The organism is Centipeda noxia ATCC 43541, assembly GCF_000160555.1.
Classification (GTDB): Bacteria; Bacillota; Negativicutes; order Selenomonadales; family Selenomonadaceae; genus Centipeda; species Centipeda noxia.
Genome location: NZ_GG749280.1, coordinates 195,241 through 218,496, shown reverse-complemented (window position 1 = coordinate 218,496; position 23,256 = coordinate 195,241). Strand labels below are relative to the sequence as shown.

Here is a 23,256-nt window from a genome sequence, read left to right as displayed (position 1 = left end):
AGTATACTAAGGGAAAGAGAAAGAGGGCAGGGAATTCCATGCGGAAGAAATTGAAGATCCTATTTGGATTGATCTTACTCCTCGTATTGGTCGCCGGAGGCTTTGCGCTCGGCGTCTACCTTCGTCTCTTTGACACGCAGGCACTCAATGAGGAGTACGGACTGCACAAACTCCCCATCATCGGTGAGTACTTTGTGCCGCCTGCGGGGAGCGCGGAGCATACGGCGCAGTCCTCAGACAGTACGGTGCATACGCCCGGGCACAGTATGCCTGCTGCTGCGAAGCCGAAGAAGGCATCTGAGAGCGTAAGGATTACAAAAGAAGAGATTGCAAAGCAGCAGGCGGAGCGTGAGAAAGCCGAGAAAAAGCGCATCACGAAGCTCGCACATCTCTACGACGATATGAAGGCGGCGGATGCGGCAAAGGTCATGGAATCTCTCGATGTCGATCTGTGTATTGCCATCCTGCAGCGCATGGACGAGAGCAATGCGGCGAAGATTATGGCGGCATTTGAGCCGGAACGCGCCGCGCAGATCACGCAGATTATCTATGAGGGCGTTCCGAACAGGGCAACCAACGCGCGCAATGCCGCTGCAAATGCCGCAGTGCCGGGATCTGCACCGGCAGAAGAGGGATCTGCGGAGGCGCCGCAGCAATAGGGAAACAACACACGGATGGAGAGAGCCTGCGAAGCCGCTGATAAGCGGCTTTCGCAGGTTTTTTACGAATCACCGTCATGGGGCTTTCCCCGTGATTCCTTTAGGAGGTTTTGCTCTTGCATCGTATATTTTTATGGACGACGGTATTTCTCGTCTGCATACTGGGGATCACTGCGGCTGCTCCGACGGCAGAGGCTGCATTCGGCGACCGCGCCAAGGATATGGCAAAGATCACAGGGATTCGCATCGGACGGATGGACGGGAATGTGCGCATTGTCGTCGATTCCGACCGCCCCATTTCCTATCGGCAGCGCGTTCTCGCAAATCCGACGCGCGTCGTTGTGGACGTACAGAACGCTTGGATTGTGCCGGCGTACAAGAAAAATATCACCGTCGATTCCTCTCTCGTCTCCGGCGTGCGCGCTGCTCAGTTCGATGCGTCGACCGTGCGTATTGTGGTAGAGACCTCTGTCGGGAAAGACGGCTACAAGGTATTCGCCCTCAGCGGGGGGAAACCGCGCATCGTCATGGATTTCGGCGCCGCGCCGGGTGGCACCGCCGGGACGAAGAAGCCCCCGGAATCTGTGCAGCCGCGCGGAACGGATGGCGGCGAGGGCGATTCCCATGATCGTGACATCTCGGCGATTACGGGCATGAAGGGACGGAAAATTGCGATCGACCCCGGACATGGCGGAAGCGACTCGGGCGCGATCGGGCCGACGGGCATTATGGAGAAGTCCGTAACGCTGCGCGTCAGCCGTGAGCTCAAGCGTCTGCTCGAGGCGGAGGGCGCAGCGGTGATTCTCACGCGCACGGGAGATACGGAGGTCTCATCAAAAGGAGCCAATGCAACTGCTGTCGAGGAGCTTGAGGCGCGCTGTGAGATTGCAAACCGTGCGGATGCGGATATTTTCCTTTCGATCCATGCGGATGCGTTCACAAATCCCGAGGTCAAGGGGACGACGGCATATTACTATACCAAGGGCTCAGCACAGTCGAGACGGCTTGCTGACAGCGTGCGCACAGCGCTCATCGATTCCATCGGGACGGTTGACCGCGGAACGCAGACGTGCAATTTCTATGTCGTCAAACATACGGACATGCCGGCGATTCTCGTGGAGATATCCTTTATCTCGAATCCGGATGAAGAGCGCATGATGAACAGCGAAGCGGGGATCAAAAAGATTGCGCAGGGAATTGCCGACGGAATTGCCGATTATTTTGGGTGATATGATGAAGCTCGCCGGGATCGGCACAGAATTTGCTCCGCCGAGGAAAAAGCCGCAGAGAGGTGCTTTATAGCGGATTTGTTGACGCTGACAGGGCGAAGAGGATGCACTGGGGCGCCAGCTCAGGAGAGGAGGGAGATTTTGCGGGAAGTCCATGGATATCCGGCGCGTGCCCGCCAGTTCTTTATTGTGCTCCTTCCCATCCTTGTGACGCAGATTTCCCTTATGGCGCCGGGCTTCTTCAATACGATTATGGCAGGGCATATCAGCAAGGAGGATCTTGCAGGGATTGCTGTCGGCGCGAGCATCTTCTTCCCCGTATTCGGGGCTTTTATGGGGCTTGTCTCGGGGCTGACTCCCGTGATCGCGCAGCACTACGGAGCGCGGCGCATGCGGGAAATTCGGAGCGTCGTTCAGCAGAGTTTCTACTGGGCGACGCTCCTTGCTGTGCTCTTGCTCGTCGTTGGCGTGCTGACCGTGCCGATGCTCGTGCGTGCACTCGCGCTCGAACCCGTGGTCGAGCATATTACGATGGAGTATCTTTCCTACATTGCCCTCGGACTGATTCCGGTTGCGCCCGCGATCGTTCTGCGCAACTTCATCGACGCACACGGACGGACGCGCCTCACCATGTATATCACGATGACGACCATTCCGATCAACATCGTCCTGAACTATATCTTTATGTACGGTGCGTGCGGCGTACCATCCCTGGGTGGACCGGGTGCAGGGCTTGGTGCGGCGCTGAGCTACTGCATTTTTCTTGTGCTGAACAGCATTGTCGTTCTGTGTATGAAACAGTTTGCGCGCTACCATGTCTTCGCGCGCCTGCCGAAACCGATCCCGCGAGAATGGTGGGCATTGCTCGCGATCTGCGTCCCCATCGGCCTCACGGTGTTCTGCGAGCAGAGTATTTTCGGCGCCGTCGGCCTTCTCATGGCGGCGTACGGGACAACCGTGCTCGCTGCACATCAGGCGGCGATGAACTTCACCACGATCGTCTACATGCTGCCGCTCTCCGTCTCCATGGCGATCACGATCCTCGTAGGCTACGAGGTCGGCGCCGGCCGGGAGAATGGAGCGCGTGCCTATATCCGCCTCAGCCGCGTACTTACGCTCCTCTTCGTCGGTGTGATTGCACTCCTGCTCGCAGTGATGCGCGATTCTGTCGCGGCACTCTATACGACGAATCCGGAGGTGCGGGAGCTCCTGCGGGTCTTCCTGCTCTATGCACTTGCCATGCAGTTCAGTGACTGCGTAAATGCACCGCTCCAGGGGGCGCTGCGCGGGTACAAGGATGTCACGGTCACATTTTGGCTGGCCGTTCTCTCGTTTTGGGGGATTGGACTGCCCAGCGGCTATGTGCTTGCGGGGTGGACGGAGCTCGGACCCTATGGTTACTGGGCGGGGCTGATCGGGGGCATCATTGTCGGTGCAATTCTGCTGATGCTGCGCCTGCACGTGATCGAGAATCGGATGCGGCGGTCGAAGCGTACTTCGACGCGGTGAAGTGCCGTCAAGAGGCCTGTCCCGCGAAAAATCCTATTGAATTTCTTGGGAAACATGGTATGATGTACCACATGAGATTGAAATGTATCATTTGCGGCTCTTTCGCGGGCGAGGGAGAACCGATTGCGTGATGTTTCCGCTATTTCGATAAGGAGTGGGGTTTATTATGGCAGATAAGCAACATGTTGTCATCGTCGGCGCCGGTTTTGGCGGCGTTCATCTCGCCAAGGAACTTGCCAAGGAAAAGCTGCGGATTACGCTCGTGGATCAACATAACTATCATCTGTTTCAGCCGCTCCTTTATCAGGTAAGCACGGCGGTCCTGTCCGCGGGAGAAATTGCCTACCCCACACGAGAGTTTTTCAAAGACTATAAGAATGTAGAATTTTTCCTCGCCAAGGCGACGGGCGTGGATCAGACGCGCCGTGCTCTCCTCACGGATCACGGCGAGATCCCCTATGACTACCTTGTGCTTGCGGCGGGGGCCACGACAAATTTCTTCGGCAACGAGAGCGTTGCCCGCAATTCCTTTGCGATGAAGACCCTCGAGGAAGCAATCACGCTGCGCAGCCATATCATTCACGAGTTTGAGCGTGCATCGAAGAAGACCGATCCCTCTATGACGGACGAACGCCGCCGTCATCTCAATTTCGTTATCGTCGGCGGCGGTGCGACGGGGATCGAGATGGCAGGTGCCCTGGCAGAGCTGATCGATATCTTTAAGAAGGAATTCCATTCGATCGATTTCGACGAGGTTCACGTGAGCCTTCTCGAGGCCATGGGCAGCGTTCTCCCGATGGTGCCGCCGGACCTCCAGCAGCATACGATCGACGTCCTGCGCAAGAAGGGCGTTGATGTTCGTCTCAATACCGCGGTGACCGAGTATGACGGCAATGAGCTTAAGCTCAGCAGCGGGGAGACCATTGCGACAAAGACCGTGATCTGGGCTGCGGGCGTGCGCGCGCAGGACTTCATCAAGGACTGCGGCGGCGAGGTGGACCGTGCGGGGCGCGTCGTCGTCGAGGAGAATCTCCTGGTGAAGGGCAGCGAGCGCGTCTTTGCCATCGGCGACTGCGCGAATTTCCACCACGGGACGGAGCGTCCGCTCCCGACGGTTGCGCCGGTCGCGACGCAGGAGGCGGCGCAGGTCAAGAAGAACATCATGGCGCTCATCTCCGGCAGGTCTCCGGATCAGCTCGGTAAATTCGTTTATCGTGACCTCGGCGCGATGGCGACGATCGGCAAAGGCGAAGCAGTCATGAACGGCCCCTTCCCCGTGCTCGGCTTTATGATGAAGGCAAGTGGGTTCTTTGCGTGGTTTGCATGGATGTTCGTTCATCTCATTCGCCTTGCGGGGCGATATGCGGACTTCACGGTCTCTGTAAAGTGGATTTGGAATTTCTTCTTCGGGACGCGCGTTTCGCGCATTATACTCGACAAGATGGAGTAAATACTTGCGCGCCGCTCTGTTTTATGCTATACTTGCTCGGTATTGGACGCCGGGCGTCTGATTCCAAGACCTTCGTTCTTGATGCGCACGCATCGAGTTCAACCAAGTGTGCACGAGCATGCTTGTATCCGGCAAAAGAAACGAGGTGTATCTGCATGAAAGAGGGCATCCATCCGGAATTCTTCGAAGCAACGGTGACCTGCGGTTGCGGCAACAAGTTCACGACGGGTTCGACGAAGGAGGATCTGCGTGTCGACGTTTGCTCGAAGTGCCATCCGTTCTTCACGGGACGTCAGCGTGACGTTCAGGCGGGCGGACGCATCGAGAAGTTCCAAAAGCGCTACGCAAAGAAATAGCAGAACCGGTGAGGTGCACTGCGCCTTGCCTGTTCACCGCATGCAAACAGGGAGGGGCTATTGCACGAGAGATCGTGTGATAGTCTCTTTTTTTATACTTGTCGCCGCGGGACCCTCACGCGAACGCTTAGTCCGCAAGGGATCGCGTGCTCGTTCGCCTAGATACCGGCGCACTTCTTAAACGAACTCACTGCACTTGAGCGAAAGAAGTGCGCCGGGGGCGAGCCGCACGCTTTACGTACTTGCCTTACTAGGGCTCGCTCAGGGACATTGCACAATACATATACAAGCAATATGAAGGAGAATCATGCCAAAGAAAATAACGGACCTTGCGGTCGGCGGGCAGGCGGTCATCGAGGGCGTGATGATGCGCGATGCGGCAAAGACAGCAACTGCCGTTCGCCTTCCAAACGGGGAGATCGCGGTGGAGATGCATCCCGTCACCTCCATCCGTGACCGATATCCCGTGCTCAACCTGCCGCTGATCCGCGGCTCTGTCATCATGGTCGAGTCCCTGGTCATCGGGATGCGTGCCCTCTCGTTCTCCGCACAGGCGGCGGGCGAGGAGGACGAGCAGATGACGAAGAAGGAGATTGCCCTGACGATCCTCTTTGCGCTTGTCCTCGCAAGCGTACTCTTTATCGTCATCCCGACGGGAGCGGCGCATCTGGCTGCGGCGTACACGAACGACCCGATCGTGTTCAATCTCATTGAGGGGGGGATCCGTCTCGCGGTATTCCTTCTCTATATCTGGGGTATCTCATGGATGGGCGGGATCCGCCGCGTCTTTCAGTACCACGGCGCCGAGCACAAAACGATCCACTGCTACGAGGCCGGCGAGGCGCTGACAGTGGAGAACGTGCAGAAATTCCCGCGCCTGCATCCGCGCTGCGGTACGAACTTCCTCCTCATCGTCATGGTCATCGCGATCGTGTTCCACGTATTCTTCGGCTGGCCCGATCTCTGGCTGCGCATTCTGAGCCGTCTTGCCGTCCTGCCCGTCGTTGCGGGCGTCTCCTATGAGATCATCCGCTTTGCGGGGCGCAGCGAGAACCGCATCGTGCGTATTCTGATTACGCCCGGGCTCTGGCTGCAGTATCTGACGACGCGTCCGCCGGACGACGAGATGGTTGAGGTCGCAATCGAAAGCCTCAAGGCGGTGCTCCCGCCCGAGGATATTCCCGCGGGGAGCGGGAGTTATCGAAAGGACATATTGTGTTAAGCAAACTGAATGCCGTTGCGGATAAATACCGCGAACTGGAAGCCCTGCTCAGCGACCCCGCAGTGATGGCAGATATGGAAAAGTGGCAGCGTTATACACGTGAACACGCTGCTCTGACTCCCATCGTCGAGGCGTACAGCGCCTATCAGCAGGCGCTTTTGACCATCGAAGAGGATCAGGGACTGCTCGCCGAGGCGGACGCCGAGATGAAGGCGATGCTCGAGGAGGAGATTGCCGAGGCGGAGGAGCGCCGCGATCAGCTTGCGCAGGAGCTGCCGATTCTCCTCCTGCCGCGCGACCCAAATGACGACAAGAATGTGATTGTCGAGATCCGCGGCGGCGTCGGCGGAGAGGAGGCGGCTCTTTTTGCCGCAAGCCTTTTCCGCATGTATGCCCGCTATGCCGAGCGTCAGGGCTGGCGGACGGAGATCCTCAGCAGCAATCCGACCGAGATCGGCGGGTTTAAGGAAATCTCTTTTCTTGTAAATGGCGCCGGCGCATACAGCCGTCTGAAATATGAGAGCGGCACGCATCGTGTGCAGCGCATTCCCGTCACTGAGTCCGGCGGGCGCATCCATACGTCTGCGGTGACGGTCGCTGTGCTGCCCGAGGCGGAGGATGTGGAGGTCACAATCGATCCGAACGATCTGCGCATCGATACCTACTGCGCTTCGGGCGCCGGCGGACAGTATGTCAACCGTACGGAGACAGCCATCCGCATTACGCACATTCCGAGCGGCATTGTCGTACAGTGCCAGGACGAGAAGTCGCAGCTCAAAAACCGCGAGAAGGCGATGAAGGTGCTGCGTGCACGTCTCTATGACCGTGCCCGGCAGGAACAGGCGGATGCCGTCGCGGCGGACCGCCGCAGTCAGGTCGGCTCCGGCGACCGCAGCGAACGCATCCGCACATACAACTTCCCGCAGGGACGTGTGACCGATCATCGCATCGGACTGACGCTCTATAAGATCGACGCCGTACTCGACGGCGAGCTGGACGAGATTCTGGCGGGGCTCATCACCGCGGATCAGGCGGAACGTCTGAAACAGGTGAACTGATGGCGGACTCTGTTTGGACGATTCGCCGTGTGCTGACATGGGCGGCGGAGTTTTTTCAAGAGCGCGGCATCGAAAATCCGCGCCTTGACGCCGAGGTCCTGCTCTCTGCTGTCCTCGGCAAAGATCGAACGTATCTTTATGTGCATTTCGATGAACCGATCGCGTCCGCCGCGCGCACTCTTTTTCGCTCCTATGCAAAGGAGCGCGGAGCGCATGTGCCGCTTGCCTATCTGCTCGGCAGGCGCGAGTTCATGGGGCTGGAGTTCCGTGTGACCCGCGATACGCTCATCCCGCGGCCCGATACGGAGATCCTTGCCCAGTTCGCCGTGGATTTCCTGCGTGCGCGCAGAGCAGCGGGAGCATCTGACCTCACCGCTGCCGATATCGGTACGGGGACGGGCGCGATAGCACTCTCTGTTCTTCACTATACAGAGAATACGTATGCGGATGCGGTTGATATCTCGCCGGTTGCGGCGGATACTGCACGGGAGAATGCAGAGCGCCTCGGGCTGACGACGCGCATTGAGATTCATGTGGGCGATCTGCTTGTGCCCCTTGCGGGGCGGACGTATGATGTGATCCTCTCGAATCCGCCGTACATCCCGTCCGCAGACATAGAGGGGCTGATGCCGGAGGTGCGCGGCTATGAGCCGCGGCTTGCGCTCGACGGCGGCGCGGACGGACTCGTGTTCTACCGGCGCATGATGGCGGAGGCACCGTCCATGCTGAAGAACGGTGGTGCGATCGCCGTTGAGGTCGGCATCGGCGCGGCGGCGGATGCCGCGGCGCTCGTAGCGGCGCATCCGCGCATTGTGAGGACGGAAATCCTGCGTGATCTTGGCGGAATCGACAGGGTTGTTGTTGGGTATACGGAGTAGAGGGGGGCACGATGAATACGGAGATACTACACCCCACATCATCCGTAGATTTTGAGCGCGCCGCTGGGCTCATTCAGAGCGGGGAACTCGTCGCGTTTCCAACGGAGACAGTCTACGGGCTCGGCGCGAACGGTCTGGATGCGGCCGCATGCACGCGTATCTATGAGGCGAAGGGGCGACCGTCCGATAATCCGCTCATTCTCCATATCGCAGATCTTACAATGGCGCATGAGGTCACCTCGAATATGCCGCCGCTTGCGGCGCATCTGCTGACGGCCTTTGCGCCGGGACCGATCACGGTTATCCTGCCGAAGGCAGCGCATATCCCGGACATCGTGACGGGCGGTCTTTCGACCGTCGGCGTGCGTTGCCCCGATCACACCGCTGCGCGTCGGCTGATCCGCGCGGCGGGCGTGCCGATTGCCGCGCCGTCGGCGAATACCTCGGGGCGTCCGAGTCCGACGACGGCGGCCATGGTTTATGAAGATATGGCGGGGCGCATTCCGCTCATCCTCGACGGCGGGAGCTGTCGCCTCGGCGTGGAGTCCACCATCGTCGACTGTACGGAGGAAGGCGCTCTTACGCTCCTGCGCCCTGGTGCAGTGACGCGCGAGATGATTGCAGCGGAACTGCCCGCGATCGAGGTGCGTATCGACGCGGCACTCACGGCGGCGAACGAAGCGCCGCGCGCGCCCGGAATGAAGTATACGCACTATGCGCCGCGCGTGCCGCTCACCGTCTATGCAGGGATGGGAGATGACATCAGGGCGGCGCTGCGCGCAGAGTTCCTGCGGCGCACGGCGGCAGGGGAACGTCCTGCCGTTATTGCGAGCAACGAGACCCTTACGGCGCTCCGTGCGATTATCCCCGCAGAACATACATACAACTGCGGAGCGCGCGGCAATCATAGCGCCTTTGCCGCCTGCCTCTACGATGCGCTCCGCTGCTTTGACGATACAGACATCACCTCTCTGCTCGCCGAGGGAACAGGTGCGGACGGCCTCGGGCTTGCGATCATGAACCGCCTGCGCAAGGCAAGCGGCGGACACGTCATATATGTATGATTGCGGGGCCGCCGCTCGCCGTGCGCAGCATGCGGCACTCTGCTCCGGATGTGCGGCGCGCATGAAAAAACCGACAGCGCTCTGTTTCGAGCAAGCTGCCGGTTTATGTAACTGTTGCCATAAAAGTTGTACACGTCCTTATTCAGTTGTGTGTCCGACCTGCACGGATCTCCTGTGTGTCCGTGTCGTATATTGTACGTTCAGCTGAAACCGTTTTGGAGATCTCTGATATCATCCAATTTGCGCGCTTGGTTTTCGAATACGAATCGTACAAAGGAACAATGTCATCTGCTCGGCAAACCGGAGATGACGGCGCCGTGGCCAGCTCCCGTGACACAATGCCGGCTGAGCTCCCGCAGAGTATGCAGACTCGAATCTTCTTCAAAGATGCATTCCTGTCAGGAGAGTGCGCCACCGCGCCTCAGATTTTGTGTCAATAGACATTCTCCTTTCCTTCATTTACGATCTAGGAGATATATCTCTTTTCTGCATTTATCATATCATAAATAAGGAAGTCTTGCAATAGTTTTTCCGAAAATCGGTGGAGGCGGTCCTCATGTTTGATGCGCTGCTTAATTTTCTCTTTCCGCCGCGCTGTCCCAACTGTTCTTCCTATGTAGAGCGGCGCGGCGGCTTTTGTCATGCCTGTGCGCGGCGCCTGATCGGCGTTCGCGTACTGGCTCGTACGCCGGAGACCGCACGGCAGCTTGCGGGGATTTGGACGCTCGGACACTACCGTGAGGGAGTGCGCGATCTCCTTCGCGCGCTGAAATACCAACAGAAAAAATCTGCGCTCCCTCATCTTCATGCGATGCTTGCGGAGGGGGAGGAGGTGCTCGCGCAGCTGCCTCGGCCGCTCACGGCCGTTGCTGTCCCCCTCGGGCGTGCACGGCAAAAAGTGCGCGGTTTTAATCAGACGGAAGAGATCTTTGCGTCATGGCTTCGTGCGCATGACATCGCGCTCCTCCCGCTGCTTGTCCGTACGCGTGAGACGGCTCCTCTCTATGAACATACGCGTGCGGAACGCCAGCGGGAACTGCGTGGAGCCTTTGCTGTGACGGAGGCGATGGATGTCAGCGGGCAGGATATCCTGCTTTTGGATGATATTATGACGACGGGGGCGACGCTGACGGAGTGTGCACGCACGCTGAAACGAGCAGGTGCGCGCAATGTCTATGCCGTCGCTTTGACGAGCGAGCACCTCTGAGATTCATCTGCTTGTAAAAAACAGCGGAAAGCCCTATAATATATTATATAGAATGGTGCGTATTGTATTTAGGAGGAGTTCTATTGTTGATGAATGGTGCGCGGGCACTTCTCGAGAGCCTTCGGCATGAGGGAGTAGAGGTCGTCTTCGGGTATCCGGGCGGCGCGGTGCTCACGCTTTACGATGAAGTATATCAGACGAATTTCCCGCATATCCTCACGCGCCATGAGCAGGGCGCGGCGCATGCGGCGGACGGTTATGCCAGAGCATCGGGGAAGGTCGGCGTGGTCTTTGCGACATCGGGGCCCGGGGCAACGAATCTCGTGACGGGGATTGCGACGGCGCATATGGACTCCGTTCCGATGGTCTGCATCACGGGACAGGTCGCGAATCCGTACATCGGAAAGGATTCGTTCCAAGAGGCGGACATCGTCGGCATTACGACGCCGATCACAAAGCATAACTACCTCGTCAAGGACGTGAACGAGCTGCCGCGCGTGGTAAAAGAGGCATTCTATATCGCGCGGACGGGGCGTCCGGGCGTCGTTGTCATCGATGTGGCGAAGGACGTATTCGATGCGGAAATCGAGTATCGCTGTCCGGAGACGATCGAACTGCACGGATATACCGGCGAGGTCGCCTATGAGGTACCTGCGGTATGGGAGGCGGCGGAGGCGGTCTTTGCCGCGCATCGGCCCGTGCTCTTTGTCGGCGGTGGTGCCGTGCTCTCGGATACAGCCAAATACATCCGCGAGATTATCGCTCTGACGGGGATGCCGTCTGTGGCGACACTGATGGGGCTCGGGGCGGTTCCCGCGGGAACGGACGGCTTTACGGGAATGGCAGGAATGCACGGCGCCTACGCATCCAATATGGCGATCCAGGAATGCGACCTGCTCCTCGCAGTCGGTACGCGCTTCAGTGATCGCGTGACGGGAAATACGGCGGCGTTTGCGCCGAAGGCACGGATCGTCCATTTCGATATTGATCCGGCGGAGCTGAACAAGAATGTGCGCGCTGATATTCCGGTCATCGGCGATCTGCGCCAAACGCTGCCCGCTCTCATCGATATTCTGAAGAACGGCAGTCAGGAGGATCTGCGTACCCGCTTCCGCTCGTGGCTGGGCGATGTGCTCTCCATGGAGCGCGCGCATCCGCTTGGGTGGAAAGAGTCAGCGGAGATTCGTCCGGAGGAGCTGATCAGCCGTGTGCGCGCGCTCGTCGATGAGGATGCGGTCTGCGTTACCGATGTGGGACAGCATCAGATGTGGGCTGCGCAGTTCTTCGGCTGCACCGAGCCGCGGCACTTCCTCACCTCGGGCGGACTCGGCACGATGGGCTACGGCCTGCCGGCGGCGATCGGGGCGAAGCTCGCCTGTCCGGACAAGGAAGTCGTCCTCATCACAGGGGACGGAAGCATTATGATGAACTGCCAGGAGCTGGCGACGATGGCGGACAACGACATTGATGTGAAGATCGTCATTGTACACAACTCCATCCTCGGCATGGTCGGACAGTGGCAGCGCCTCTTTTACAGCCATCATTACTCCGCATCGGAGCTGAAGGGCAAGACGGACTTCGTGCGCCTCGCCGAGGCGATGGGAGTCGATGCCTGCCGCATCACGACGCGGGAGGAATTTGCGGAGATGCTGCCGCGCGCGCTGCACGAGAAGGGAGCGCGTCTCATCGACGTCATCGTGCCCCGGGAGGCGGATGTCGTGCCGATGGTGCCGGGCGGCAAGCGGCTCGACCAGATGGTGCTGGGAGGGAGATAGATGGATAAATATTTGCTCGCAGTACTCGTCGACAACAAGCCCGGCGTTCTCACGCACATTGCAGGACTCATCAGCCGCCGTGCGTTCAACATTGAGAGCATCTCCGCCGGCTATACGGAGGAGGCGGATGTCACGCGCATCAACATCGTCGTCTCTGTCGCCTCGGAGAACGAGCTGCGCCAGGTCGTCACGCAGCTCTCAAAACTGATCGACGTTGTAAAGATCGTCAACCTCACGCAGTTTGAATCCATTACGCGCGAACTCGTCCTCATCAAAGTACGCGCGACAAAGGAGAACCGCGCCGAGATCATCGATGTGGTAAATATCTTCCGTGCACGTATCGTCGATGTCGGCGTTGAGAATGTCGTTGTCGAGCTGACAGGCGACGCGAAGAAGATCGATGCACTCTCGGAACTGCTCTCCGACTACGGTATCATTGAGATTGCCCGAACGGGAGCGATTGCGCTTTCACGCGGACCTGTGCCGGTTAAAAGGATGTAGTTTTGGTGAACTGAGAGGGGAAATTGCAATGAATCTGAGAACATGGGGAATGCTCCTGCCGGCGATCTGTATCTGCATTGCAGGCTGCGGACTCACGGGCAGCAGTTCCGACCGCGTTATCTATGCGAACTACGATGATGCGGACGGATTCTGCGCGCAGATCAAAGATGCTTTTGCGAATAAGGCAAAGGCAGACGGCATCCAGGTTGAATTTCTTGACGCAAAGGGCGACGGCAATATGCAGATCGATCAGCTCAACGAGGCGATCAGCAGCGGTGCGGGCGCGATCATACTGCTCGCCGCCGACGGGTCAAGCATCGTGAAGACGATCGAAAAGGCAAACGATGCGGGCATCCCTGTCATTACAATCAACCGCAGCGTTGCCGGAGGACGGGTTCTGCGCTCCTACTCCGACGACAAGGAGGCGGGACGCATGCAGGGCGAATACATGGCGGCGCATCTGCCGCCGAACGCGAAGATTGTCTATCTGCAGGGCGACGGCACACAGAGCAGTGCCGTGGGGCGCTGGGAGGGCTTTAAGGAGGCATGCCTTGACAAGCGCTCCGACATCCAGCTGCTCTCCTTTGTCGATGCAGGATGGAGCAAAGCGGAGGCGCTCAAGACCATGAGCCTCTGGATGAGCATGTTCCCGGAGATCAACGGGGTTGTTGCAGGCAATGACGAGATGGCGCTCGGTGCCGTTGCGGCACTGAAGGGGGCGAACCGTCTCGAGGGCTGCCTCGTGACCGGAGTCGATGCGACGCCGTCCGGACTTGCTGCCGTTGCGGCAGGGGAAATGGTGCAGACGGTTAAGCAGGATGCGAAGGGGCAGGGCGAGGGGGCTCTTGCGCTTGCAGAGGGATTCCTGAAGGGGGCGCCGCCGTCGGGAGATATGGCCGTTCCGTTCACGTCCATTACGCGGGACAATGCCGCGCAGGCAGCGAACTGAGGAGGAAAGAGCCATGAATATTCCGTTCATCTCCGCAGAAGCACTGAAAGATTATGCCGTACGGACCAAGATATTCATCCTGTCCGTGTTCCTGATGGCGGCCCTGCTCATTGTCGCCGCGGTTGGCGTCTACTCGAACTACCAGGCAAAACAGGCGCTCGACGATATGTATCATCACAACCTGATGTCGACGCAGTATCTGAACGACGCGAACAACCGCCTGAGGAAGATCAGCGTCAATATCCCCTATATTCTCCAGGAAGGGTTTACGGCGGACAACCGCAAGATCCTCGTGGACGACGTGCTCGGCAATCTGGACGGCATCCGCCACGACATGGAGGAACTCAAAAAGATCGATACGAGCGAACGGGCGCAGGCGACGATCGCTGAGCTTGAGAAGAATCTCAGCACCGCATCGGACAAGGTCGGTGCCATCAACAATATGGGCACGGCATCTGAGGATCGTGTTGCCGTTTTCGACAATCTTGGTACGCTCACAGTGATCTCGAGCAATATGGCGGTGCTCACGCCGGACAACGTATTTCAGGGGAAGCAGGTATTCGAGGAGAACAATGCGCGGTACGATCGGACGGTCTGCAGCTTTATAGTGATCATCATCGTCACCGTGGCTTTCGGCATCCTTGTATCGCGGCGCATTGCGAATAATATCTCCGATCCTCTTGCTGCGTCCATCGGTCATCTGAGTGCCGTAGCAGCGGGGGATCTCTCGCGTGAAATTCCTGCCGCGCTCTCCCAGAGGCAGGATGAGATCGGCACGGTCGTCCAGGCACTCGGCAAGATGCAGGGCTTTATGAAGCAGGTGCATGAGGAAGCCGAGCAGACAGACGCCATGGTGGAAGAGCTCGAGCAGATGCTGCGCGGGCTGAACAATGATACGCAGGATATGTCCGCCGTAACAGAGGAGATGTCTGCGGGCATGGAGGAGACGGCGGCGTCCACATCGAACGTCCAGCACCTCAGTGGTGATCTCAGCGACGGTATCAAGGGCGCTGCAGATGCTGCGCAGAAAAGCGAGGAATACACGCGTGAGGTTGCGCAGCGCGCCTCCGACCTCAAGGCGAATATGGAGCGTTCTCGCCTAAATACGCGCCAGATCTACGGCGCGACAAAGACCTCCGTGGCCGAGGCGATTGAATCGGCGAAGGTTGTTGACCAGATCGGTCAGCTCACGCTCGATATCTCCGAGATCGCGGAGCAGACGAACCTCCTCGCGCTGAACGCCAGCATCGAAGCCGCACGTGCAGGCGAGCAGGGACGCGGGTTTGCCGTGGTCGCAGGCGAGGTCGGCAAACTCGCGGAGCAGTCGCAGGGTGCAGCGGAGAAGATCAAGAACCTCACGGGACAGGTCACCGCAGCGGTTCAGGCGCTCTCGGACGGTACGTTCAAACTGCTCGGCTTCATCGATGAAAACGTGAGCGGCGATTACGATCTGATGGACAAGACGGCAGTCCAGTACAGCGAGGATGCGGAGTATTTCCGCAAGACTGCCGAGGAGACGACCTCCACATCGAAGAAGCTGCTTTCCGCTGTCAGCGAGATGAACGGGGCGATGGAGGGGATCCGCAATGCGACGCATGAGGGCGCAGTCGGCAATACACGCATCGCCGAGAAGGTCGTCGGCATGGCGGCAGAGTACGAGGACATCATCGCGAAGATCCAATCCTTTAAGGAGGGGACAGCCCGTCTCAAAAATCTTGTGGCGGCGTTCAAAGAATAAAAATATTGCACGCAAAACTTTTGAAAGCACCGCAGTACTGCGGTGCTTTTTTGCGCATTCGGCTGCAAAAGAAAAAAGAAATATTGTTTTTTTGACTTTTTTAGAAAAAACTATTGACTTTTTGACTTAAAACGATTAGTATAGACATCGTAAGTTAGCACTCAGTTCGTGAGAGTGCTAATCAAGAAAAAATTATGGATGAAAATTAGGAGGCAGATACCATGATTAAGCCATTGGGCGAACGTGTTGTCATTGAAGTCGCGGAGAGCGATGTCACGACGGCGAGCGGCATTGTGCTCCCCGACACGGCGAAGGAAAAGCCGCAGAAGGGCAAAGTTGTCGCCGTTGGCACGGGAAAGCTGCTTGAAAGCGGGCAGCGTGCGGCGATGGAGGTTAAAGTCGGCGACGGCGTTGTCTTCTCGAAGTATTCGGGCTCCGAGATCAAGGTCGATGACAAGGATTACCTCATTGTCCGTGAGAGTGACATTCTGGCGATTCTGTAATAGATAAAGTGGAGGCAATATAAATGGCAAAACAGATTCTGTTTGACGAAGAGGCTCGCCGCGCACTCGGCCGCGGCGTAGACGCACTGGCAAATGCCGTGAAGGTTACGCTTGGCCCGAAGGGCCGCAATGTCGTTCTCGACAAGAAGTACGGCGCGCCGACGATTACGAACGACGGCGTCACGATTGCGCGCGACATTGAGCTCGAGGATCCGTTTGAGAACATGGGCGCCCAGCTCGTGAAGGAAGTCGCAACGAAGACGAACGACATCGCGGGCGACGGTACAACGACGGCGACCCTCCTCGCACAGGCGATGATTCAGGAAGGCATGCGCAACGTCGTTGCGGGCGCAAACCCGATGATCGTTAAGAAGGGCATCGAGACTGCGGTTAAGACGCTCGTCGACGAGATCAAGAGCAAGGCAAAGAAGGTTGAGACGAAGGCGAAGATCGCGCAGGTTGCGGCGATTTCCTCCGGCGATGCCGAGGTCGGCGACCTCATCGCAGAGGCGATGGAGAAGGTCGGCAAGGACGGCGTCATCACAGTCGAGGAGTCCAAGTCCATGGACACGAACCTCTCGGTCGTCGAGGGCATGCAGTTCGACCGCGGCTATATCTCCCCGTACATGGTGACGGATACGGAGAAGATGGAAGCGATCATGGACGATCCGTATGTGCTCATCACGGACCGCAAGATCTCGTCGATTGCCGATATCCTGCCCGTACTCGAGCAGGTCGTAAAGCAGGGCAAGCAGATCGTCATCATTGCAGAGGACCTCGACGGTGAGGCGCTCGCGACGATCGTTGTGAATAAGCTGCGCGGTACGTTCAAGGCTCTCGCGGTGAAGGCACCGGGCTTTGGCGACCGCCGCAAGGCGATGCTCGAGGACATCGCGATCCTCACGGGCGGTACGGTCATCAGCGAGGAGATCGGCCGCAAGCTCGACAGCGTGACGCTCGAGGATCTCGGTCGTGCGCGTCAGGTGCGCTCCACGAAGGAGGAGACGACCATCGTTGACGGCGCAGGCAACAAGGCGCAGATCACGGCGCGCGTCGAGCAGCTCAAGAAGCAGATTGCGGACACGACGTCCGACTTTGACCGTGAGAAGCTCCAGGAGCGTCTTGCGAAACTCTCCGGCGGTGTAGCAGTCGTTGAGATCGGCGCAGCGACGGAAGTCGAGATGAAGGACAAGAAGTATCGCGTCGAGGATGCACTCAACGCGACGCGCGCAGCCGTCGAAGAGGGTATCGTTGCCGGCGGCGGTACGACATTCATCGATATTCTCCCGGCCCTGGACAAGATCAAGGCTGAGGGCGATGTGAAGGTCGGCATTGAGATCGTTAAGCGTGCGGTCGAGGCTCCGGTTCGTCAGATCGCGGAAAATGCAGGCCTTGAGGGCTCTGTCGTGGTTGACAGCGTCAAGAAGGCAGGCGACGGCGTCGGCTTCAATGCGCTCGAGAACAGCTACGTCGACATGATCGGCGCGGGCATTGTGGACCCGGCGAAGGTCACGCGCTCCGCGCTGCAGAACGCGGCGTCCATTGCGGCGATGGTCCTCACGACCGAGACGCTCGTCACGGACAAACCGGAGCCTGAGGCTCCGATGCCGGCCGGCGCTCCGGGCATGGGCGGTATGGGCGGCATGATGTAAGCACTTGCTTGCATTGCTGCGTAAAATATAAGGGCGAAGAGACATGTTTCTTTACAGCAAGAAACATGTCTCTTTTTTGCTGTGATGTTTACGCAAATTCAGTGAATATGATATTGTAAAAATAAAGATACGGTGCTATACTGGATCCGGACAAATGATTATGAACTCCACCGACGGGTGGGCGAAAGGAGTTTCGCAATGCTGAATATGGACAAGAAGCTCGCAAAGCGCGAGGAAGAGGGCAAGATCATCCGTGCGGGCATTGTCGGCGCGGGGCAGATGGGCCGCGGCATGGTAACGCAGATGGCACTCATGAAGGGCATTATGCCGGCGATTGTCTCGGATATCAAGATGGACAATGTCATCAATGCGTTCCACTATGCGGGCATCAGCGACGAGGATATCGCCGTTGCAAAGACGCTCGAAGAGGCGAACCGCTTCATGGAGCAGGGAAAGTACGTTGCGACGGAGAACTCGGACCTTATTTCGCAGGCAAATCTTGTCGAGGTTGCGATCGACGTGACGGGCGTGCCTGAGGTCGGCGTCAAGATTGCCATTGATGCGATGAACAACAAGAAGCATGTTGTCATGATGGATGTGGAGACAGACGTTGTCATCGGCAGCTATTTGAAAAAACTCGGCGACAGGAACGGCGTCATCTATACGGGTTCTGCGGGCGATGAGCCGGGTGCCGTCATGGAGCTCTACTCCTTTGCGCGCGCGATGGGCATGGAAGTCAAGGTCATGGGCAAGGGCAAAAACAACAAGCTCGACTACGACTGCAATCCCGACACCGTACTCGAGGAGGCGACACGTCGCAAGATGAGCCCCCGCATGCTCACCTCGTTCAAAGATGGTACGAAGACCATGGTCGAGATGACCGCCATGTCGAACGCAACCGGGCTCATTCCGGATGTGATCGGCGGACACGGCCCATCGGCATCGCCGAAGGATCGCTGCGCCGAGCTCAACGAGATCTTCAAACTCAAGAAGGACGGCGGCATTCTCGGCAGGCACGGCGTTGTGGAGTACGTCAACGGCATTGCGCCCGGCGTCTTCGTCACCGTCACAACGCAGAACGAAGAGATCGCCTATCAGATGGGCTATCACAGCATGGGCCCCGGCCCCCTCTGGACGCTCTATCGTCCCTATCATCTCTGCAACCTTGAGACACCGCTCACCGTCGCGAAGATCGTCATCGACGGCGAACCGACCATCATTCCGCTTGACGGCCCCGTCAGCGAGTGCATCGCCGTCGCCAAGCGCGATCTGAAGGCAGGCGAAACGATTGACGGCATCGGCGGCTACACCACCTACGGCTCCATTGCAACGGCGCAGGAGACGTATGAAAAGGGCTACGTCGTCTACGCCCTCGTGAACAAGAACACGCGCATGAAGTGCGACGTCAAGAAGGGCACGCTCCTCACCCTCGACATGGTTGAGCTCGACACCTCGACGCAGCTTTACCAGGTTCGCAAAGAGCAGGACAAGATGTACAACAACGGCTATGCGCTGAAGTAAGGTACAATTACAGCTGCAGCAAAAACGCCCCGCGGTAATCCCGCGAGGCGTTTTTGCTGCTTATATTTTGGATCAGAACGTCATGCGTACGCCGCCGCGCCAGATACGGCCGTCGTAAGCAAGGGCGTCACTCTCCTTGTTGAAGATGTTGTCGACGCCGAGGTAGGCACTGAACTGGTCGTTGAATTTCTTCGTCACGACGAAGTTCATGAGACCAAGGGCGGCATCCTTATAAACGGTTCGCCTACCGATCGTCTCCGCATATCGATACCCGGAGATCCAGTCCTGCCAGAGCGTTGCGTTCCAGCCGTGTCGCGGGTCATCGTAGCTGAGCTGCAGGCTTGCCTTGTGGCGGGCGCGTCCGGTTAGGCGCGCATTTGTCTGATCGTCCCGTGCGTCGAGATAGGTGTAGAGACCGCGCAGGGAAAAGCCACTGCCGAGATCCTGCTTTGCCTCGAACTCGACGCCTTGAATCGTTGCATCTTCAATATTGTTGTACGTCCCGGTCATGAGTCTGGTCGGCGGAAATCCCGGGATAATGGTCATGACCGTATTGATGTTGATGAGATCCTCCACCTTGTTGTGGAAATAGGTGAGTTTGCCGAATGTCTTGCCGCGTTCTCCCTCGACTCCGACATCAAAGTTAAATGCTTTTTCGGGCTTCAAATCGGGATTTCCAACAATGTGGACATTGACCTGAGCAGCCGGCGAATGACGCCAGTCAAAGTAGAGCTCACTTGCGGTCGGCGCACGGTAGGCGGTGCCGATGTTCGCCTTGAAGCGCAGGCCCTTGTTGATCTTGTAAGTTGTGCCGAGTTTGCCGGTCACCTCGCTGCCGAATACGTCGTTGTAGTCCCAGCGGACGGACGGGATGACCGTCCAGCGCGAACCGGCGACCCATTCGTCCTGGACGTAGAGCGCCGCAAAATTCATCGAGCTGTCGCCGAGCTGATTGGTCACGCCCTCAAGTGTTTTGGTGTGTGAGCCTTTGATACGCGTGCTCTCGTAGTCCTCCTTGCGGTATTCGCCGCCGACGGTCAGCAGATGATTCGGCGCGATCTGCATGGAGCGCCTGCCGTCGAAGATCAGGGAGTTGTACTTCATATCATCAAAGCTGTTGAGACCGCCGCTTGCGCGGTTCCGCGTGCGCTGATTCTTGTCGAAATAGGTGTAGTAGGTCTGCAGCTCGTAGTCGCCGCGGCGGTCGCGCCCGGAATACTTGACGCCCGTGGAAAAGCGGTCGTGGTCGTAGCTTGTGCCCTGCGTGAGCGAGTCCTTCATATAGAGGTCTTCCTTCAGGTAGTCGAAGAAGACATCGAGCCATTTGTTTTGCGCTACATCCATACGGCCGTCGATGTTGAAGAAATACTTTTTGCCGTACATGCTGCTGCGGGCGTCGGTGCCGCGCTCACGTACATCCGTGTGTTTGAAGCTCGTGCTGAACGCCCATTTTCCGACCTTTCCGGAGTCGAGGCGGATGCCCTGATCGCTCTGTCGGGTGGTCCAGTCGAGTGTCAGCGCTGCCTGTGCTTTATCGGGGTGCTTGCGGATGATGTTGATGACGCCGCCGAGTGCCTCCGAGCCGTAGAGCGAGCTTGCGGCGCCGCGCACGATCTCGATGCGTTCCACGTCGTCCATGTTGATGCGCTGTAGCTCGTAGTAGTTCATCGTCTCGCTCGTGTTCTCCGTGCGGACGCGCCGGCCGTCGACGAGGATGAGCGTCTGGTTCGTATTCATGCCGCGGATGGCGGAGCGGTTGCCGACCATCGCGTTCTCCTGTATGTCGATGCCGATGGCCAGCTTCAGTGCCTGCGCGAGTGTCTCTGCGCCCATCTTGTCGATGTCTGCGCGTGTGATGACCTCGACGGCACTCGGCGTCTCCTTGACCTCCTGCTCTGTGCGGGATGCCGTGACGACAATCTCATCCGTATGGACCAGCGTCTCGGGCGCATTTTCCGCACGCTGCGCCGCATAGGCGGGGATCGATACCGCGCTGAGTACGGCGGCGGTCAGAAGGACTTTCTTCTTCGTGTGCTTGTGGAACATCTTTCCATCTCCTATCACTGTATATCAAACGTGGCGTGCACCAAAACTCCGCGCGGGAAATTTTGGCGCGTCGCCGCTGATGCCTCGTTCTGCTCTCCCAAAGATATTTCGTCTGTTCTGGCACGGCCTCCTTTCACTGCGGCGTCGGGTACATGATGTCCGCGAGCGTTTGGAGTGCGTCTGCGGCGCGAATGCCGGGATTCACGGCGAAGAGTTCGTACGGCAGAACGTAGACACGGCCGTTTTTCACGGCATCCACATCGGCCCATGCCTCGCTCTCCTGCAGCTCACGGCGCATCTTTGGCTCGAGCGTATCCGCCGGACCGTGTACGATGACGAAGATCACAGCGGGGTTCTCGCGTGCGACGAACTCCATGGAGATCGGCAGATAGGCACCGTCACCCTCCGCCCGGTCTGCGATATTGCCGCCGCCGAGCATGTCGATGAGGCCGCCCGTAAAGCACTTTGATGTGCCCATGTTAAAACTGTCCGGTGCGCCGAAGACGAGGAGATTCTTCGGCGGTGTGCGGCCGTCGGCTTTTTTCTTTACAGCATCGAGCTTTTGCCGGATCGCTGCGATCTGCGCTGCGGCGTCGTCTTCATGACCCGTGAGTCTGCCGTACAGCTCGAGCGCACCGAACAGCGAGGGGACATCGTCCAGTGCCTGGATGTAGAGCGGCACGCCGACATTGCTGAGAGCCTCCTCGAGGGCTGTATGGAACGGCACATTCGTACCAATGACGAGATCGGGTTGCAGCGCGAGAATCTTCTCCATGTCGGGCTGGTGTATGATGCCGACCTCTTCGGCTGCTGCCGTCTTTTCCTTCACCGTCTCGGAGAGCGCCTGTGAGGTCGGCTTCCCGACGACGTTCTCGGCGCCGCCTGCTGCGACATAGAGATCGAGGTTCGAGGGGTTGAGGATGACGACACGCTGCGGATGTGTCGGCAGCGTGACCTGGCGCCCCGTGCTGTCCGTCACCGTGAGTTCCTGCGGTTCCGGCGGCTGCTGTGCCCGCGGCCAGAGAAGGAAGAGCGCCGCTGCCGCGAGGCACAGCAGCGCCGTGATGATGCCTGCTTTTCGCATAAATACCTCCGATTGGATGCTGTCAATGATGATTTGATCGTGCCTTATTGGACTGCCGCTACCTTTGCAACGCGTTCCGGAAGGCAGAGCTTTGTACATCTGCCCGCGATCTCGATATCGCTGACGCGGCTCTCCACATCGTAAAGATTGCGTACGAGTTCACGGGTGAATACCGCGCTGGGTGCGCCGTCTGCGAGAATCTCTCCGGCGCGGACGGCAACGAGGCGCTGGGCATAGCGCACCGCTTGATTGAGATCGTGCAGCACCATGACGACAGTGAGACCGAGCATATCGTGCAGCTGCTCCACAAGCTCCATCAGCGCGAGCTGGTGACGGATGTCAAGATATGTTGTCGGCTCGTCGAGGAGCAGCGCTTCCGGCTGCTGGGCGAGCGCCATCGCCAGACGTGCGCGCTGGCGTTCACCGCCGGAAAGTGCGCGGATCGGCCGCATGGCAAAGGCTTCCATCCCCGTGCGGGAAAGCACCTCACAGCAGATATCCCTATCTTCTTTGGAAAACGTGTCCCAGAAGCTCCGATGCGGCAGCCGTCCCATGCGGACGAGCTCGAGCACTGTAATATCGCCCGGCGGGTCCGCACTCTGCGGCAGAAAGGCAATCTTCTGTGCGATCTCCCGCTCTGTTTTGCTCCAGATGTCGGCGCCGAGGAACTCCACCGATCCGCTGCGTGGTTTCAAGAGTCGGGCGAGTGCCTTTAGGAGCGTCGACTTGCCAGAGCCGTTTGGCCCGATGATGGCGGAGATCTCCGCGCGGCGGATGGAAACGTTGACCGAATGAATGATCTCCGCGCGTCCGTAGCCGACGGAAAGATCGTGCGCCCGCAGCAGTTCCTCCATA

At 58.4% G+C, this 23,256-nt stretch carries 20 protein-coding genes; 17 read left to right on the top strand and 3 right to left on the bottom strand.

The genetic code is table 11. The features are described 5' to 3' along the window. Positions 1 to 38: 38 nt before the first annotated feature. The 17 genes from HMPREF7545_RS04875 (at position 39) to HMPREF7545_RS04795 (ending at position 19,271) form a co-directional block, all read left to right on the top strand. Entirely contained in the window at positions 39 to 659 is a 621-nt protein-coding gene (locus HMPREF7545_RS04875; protein WP_006694580.1) for a MotE family protein, read from the top strand. Positions 660 to 775: 116 nt separating this feature from the next. After that, positions 776 to 1,888, top strand: coding sequence for an N-acetylmuramoyl-L-alanine amidase (locus HMPREF7545_RS04870; RefSeq protein ID WP_006695770.1), 1,113 nt, complete (start codon positions 776 to 778; stop codon positions 1,886 to 1,888). A gap of 141 nt (positions 1,889 to 2,029) precedes the next feature. Beyond that, positions 2,030 to 3,397 (top strand): MATE family efflux transporter, encoded by a 1,368-nt coding sequence (locus HMPREF7545_RS04865; RefSeq protein WP_006695769.1) that lies wholly within the window; start codon positions 2,030 to 2,032, stop codon positions 3,395 to 3,397. A 166-nt stretch (positions 3,398 to 3,563) separates the two neighbouring features. Then, complete coding sequence (locus HMPREF7545_RS04860) at positions 3,564 to 4,847, top strand: NAD(P)/FAD-dependent oxidoreductase (protein ID WP_006694577.1); 1,284 nt, start codon at positions 3,564 to 3,566, stop codon at positions 4,845 to 4,847. Positions 4,848 to 5,002: 155 nt separating this feature from the next. Beyond that, the gene (gene rpmE / locus HMPREF7545_RS04855) at positions 5,003 to 5,203 is read left to right on the top strand and encodes a 50S ribosomal protein L31 (protein WP_006694576.1); all 201 of its coding nucleotides are present in this window, start codon (positions 5,003 to 5,005) and stop codon (positions 5,201 to 5,203) included. 307 nt (positions 5,204 to 5,510) lie between these two features. Beyond that, positions 5,511 to 6,425: a DUF1385 domain-containing protein gene (locus HMPREF7545_RS04850; RefSeq protein WP_006694575.1), complete on the top strand. Its 915-nt coding sequence runs from the start codon at positions 5,511 to 5,513 to the stop codon at positions 6,423 to 6,425. Next, a complete protein-coding gene (prfA, locus tag HMPREF7545_RS04845; RefSeq protein WP_006694574.1) occupies positions 6,419 to 7,483 on the top strand; it encodes a peptide chain release factor 1 in 1,065 nt (354 codons plus the stop codon). Before HMPREF7545_RS04850 ends, prfA begins: the two co-directional genes overlap by 7 nt. Beyond that, entirely contained in the window at positions 7,483 to 8,361 is an 879-nt protein-coding gene (gene prmC / locus HMPREF7545_RS04840) for a peptide chain release factor N(5)-glutamine methyltransferase (protein WP_006694573.1), read from the top strand. Before prfA ends, prmC begins: the two co-directional genes overlap by 1 nt. Positions 8,362 to 8,372: 11 nt before the next feature. Beyond that, on the top strand, positions 8,373 to 9,425 hold the full coding sequence (locus HMPREF7545_RS04835; protein ID WP_006694572.1) for an L-threonylcarbamoyladenylate synthase: 1,053 nt from the start codon (positions 8,373 to 8,375) through the stop codon (positions 9,423 to 9,425). A gap of 556 nt (positions 9,426 to 9,981) precedes the next feature. Then, on the top strand, positions 9,982 to 10,632 hold the full coding sequence (locus tag HMPREF7545_RS04830) for a ComF family protein (protein ID WP_006695768.1): 651 nt from the start codon (positions 9,982 to 9,984) through the stop codon (positions 10,630 to 10,632). Between the two features lie 89 nt (positions 10,633 to 10,721). Continuing rightward, positions 10,722 to 12,407, top strand: coding sequence for a biosynthetic-type acetolactate synthase large subunit (ilvB, locus tag HMPREF7545_RS04825; protein WP_006694568.1), 1,686 nt, complete (start codon positions 10,722 to 10,724; stop codon positions 12,405 to 12,407). Further along, positions 12,408 to 12,908 carry an acetolactate synthase small subunit gene (gene ilvN, locus HMPREF7545_RS04820; protein ID WP_006694567.1) on the top strand — a complete coding sequence of 167 codons (501 nt, stop codon included), beginning with the start codon at positions 12,408 to 12,410 and terminating at the stop codon, positions 12,906 to 12,908. Between the two features lie 28 nt (positions 12,909 to 12,936). After that, a complete protein-coding gene (locus HMPREF7545_RS04815) occupies positions 12,937 to 13,857 on the top strand; it encodes a sugar ABC transporter substrate-binding protein (protein WP_006695766.1) in 921 nt (306 codons plus the stop codon). Between the two features lie 13 nt (positions 13,858 to 13,870). Further along, positions 13,871 to 15,595 carry a methyl-accepting chemotaxis protein gene (locus HMPREF7545_RS04810; protein WP_006695765.1) on the top strand — a complete coding sequence of 575 codons (1,725 nt, stop codon included), beginning with the start codon at positions 13,871 to 13,873 and terminating at the stop codon, positions 15,593 to 15,595. A gap of 221 nt (positions 15,596 to 15,816) precedes the next feature. Next, positions 15,817 to 16,098 carry a co-chaperone GroES gene (groES, locus tag HMPREF7545_RS04805; protein WP_006694564.1) on the top strand — a complete coding sequence of 94 codons (282 nt, stop codon included), beginning with the start codon at positions 15,817 to 15,819 and terminating at the stop codon, positions 16,096 to 16,098. A 23-nt stretch (positions 16,099 to 16,121) separates the two neighbouring features. Then, entirely contained in the window at positions 16,122 to 17,750 is a 1,629-nt protein-coding gene (groL, locus tag HMPREF7545_RS04800) for a chaperonin GroEL (RefSeq protein ID WP_006694563.1), read from the top strand. Between the two features lie 198 nt (positions 17,751 to 17,948). Then, positions 17,949 to 19,271 (top strand): NAD(P)H-dependent oxidoreductase, encoded by a 1,323-nt coding sequence (locus HMPREF7545_RS04795; protein WP_006694562.1) that lies wholly within the window; start codon positions 17,949 to 17,951, stop codon positions 19,269 to 19,271. A gap of 72 nt (positions 19,272 to 19,343) precedes the next feature. On the opposite strand, the gene HMPREF7545_RS04790 is transcribed toward HMPREF7545_RS04795, so the two are convergent. From HMPREF7545_RS04790 to HMPREF7545_RS04780, 3 genes are all read right to left on the bottom strand, one after another. Continuing rightward, on the bottom strand, positions 19,344 to 21,317 hold the full coding sequence (locus HMPREF7545_RS04790) for a TonB-dependent receptor plug domain-containing protein (RefSeq protein ID WP_006694561.1): 1,974 nt from the start codon (positions 21,315 to 21,317) through the stop codon (positions 19,344 to 19,346). A 133-nt stretch (positions 21,318 to 21,450) separates the two neighbouring features. Beyond that, entirely contained in the window at positions 21,451 to 22,401 is a 951-nt protein-coding gene (locus tag HMPREF7545_RS04785; protein ID WP_006694560.1) for an ABC transporter substrate-binding protein, read from the bottom strand. Between the two features lie 44 nt (positions 22,402 to 22,445). Further along, on the bottom strand, positions 22,446 to 23,255 hold the full coding sequence (locus HMPREF7545_RS04780; protein ID WP_006694559.1) for an ABC transporter ATP-binding protein: 810 nt from the start codon (positions 23,253 to 23,255) through the stop codon (positions 22,446 to 22,448). Position 23,256: the final 1 nt, after the last annotated feature.

What these genes read in the sequence shown, in the direction of transcription:
- HMPREF7545_RS04850 (WP_006694575.1), top strand. Translation starts at nt 5,511, where the DNA reads ATGCCAAAGAAAATAACGGACCTTGCGGTCGGCGGGCAGGCGGTCATC.
- HMPREF7545_RS04815 (WP_006695766.1), top strand. Translation starts at nt 12,937, where the DNA reads ATGAATCTGAGAACATGGGGAATGCTCCTGCCGGCGATCTGTATCTGC.
- groES (WP_006694564.1), top strand. Translation starts at nt 15,817, where the DNA reads ATGATTAAGCCATTGGGCGAACGTGTTGTCATTGAAGTCGCGGAGAGC.
- HMPREF7545_RS04810 (WP_006695765.1), top strand. Translation starts at nt 13,871, where the DNA reads ATGAATATTCCGTTCATCTCCGCAGAAGCACTGAAAGATTATGCCGTA.
- HMPREF7545_RS04835 (WP_006694572.1), top strand. Translation starts at nt 8,373, where the DNA reads ATGAATACGGAGATACTACACCCCACATCATCCGTAGATTTTGAGCGC.
- HMPREF7545_RS04860 (WP_006694577.1), top strand. Translation starts at nt 3,564, where the DNA reads ATGGCAGATAAGCAACATGTTGTCATCGTCGGCGCCGGTTTTGGCGGC.
- HMPREF7545_RS04875 (WP_006694580.1), top strand. Translation starts at nt 39, where the DNA reads ATGCGGAAGAAATTGAAGATCCTATTTGGATTGATCTTACTCCTCGTA.
- prmC (WP_006694573.1), top strand. Translation starts at nt 7,483, where the DNA reads ATGGCGGACTCTGTTTGGACGATTCGCCGTGTGCTGACATGGGCGGCG.
- HMPREF7545_RS04790 (WP_006694561.1), bottom strand. Translation starts at nt 21,317, where the DNA reads ATGTTCCACAAGCACACGAAGAAGAAAGTCCTTCTGACCGCCGCCGTA.
- HMPREF7545_RS04795 (WP_006694562.1), top strand. Translation starts at nt 17,949, where the DNA reads ATGCTGAATATGGACAAGAAGCTCGCAAAGCGCGAGGAAGAGGGCAAG.
- HMPREF7545_RS04785 (WP_006694560.1), bottom strand. Translation starts at nt 22,401, where the DNA reads ATGCGAAAAGCAGGCATCATCACGGCGCTGCTGTGCCTCGCGGCAGCG.
- rpmE (WP_006694576.1), top strand. Translation starts at nt 5,003, where the DNA reads ATGAAAGAGGGCATCCATCCGGAATTCTTCGAAGCAACGGTGACCTGC.
- HMPREF7545_RS04780 (WP_006694559.1), bottom strand. Translation starts at nt 23,255, where the DNA reads ATGGAGGAACTGCTGCGGGCGCACGATCTTTCCGTCGGCTACGGACGC.
- ilvB (WP_006694568.1), top strand. Translation starts at nt 10,722, where the DNA reads ATGAATGGTGCGCGGGCACTTCTCGAGAGCCTTCGGCATGAGGGAGTA.
- groL (WP_006694563.1), top strand. Translation starts at nt 16,122, where the DNA reads ATGGCAAAACAGATTCTGTTTGACGAAGAGGCTCGCCGCGCACTCGGC.
- HMPREF7545_RS04830 (WP_006695768.1), top strand. Translation starts at nt 9,982, where the DNA reads ATGTTTGATGCGCTGCTTAATTTTCTCTTTCCGCCGCGCTGTCCCAAC.
- ilvN (WP_006694567.1), top strand. Translation starts at nt 12,408, where the DNA reads ATGGATAAATATTTGCTCGCAGTACTCGTCGACAACAAGCCCGGCGTT.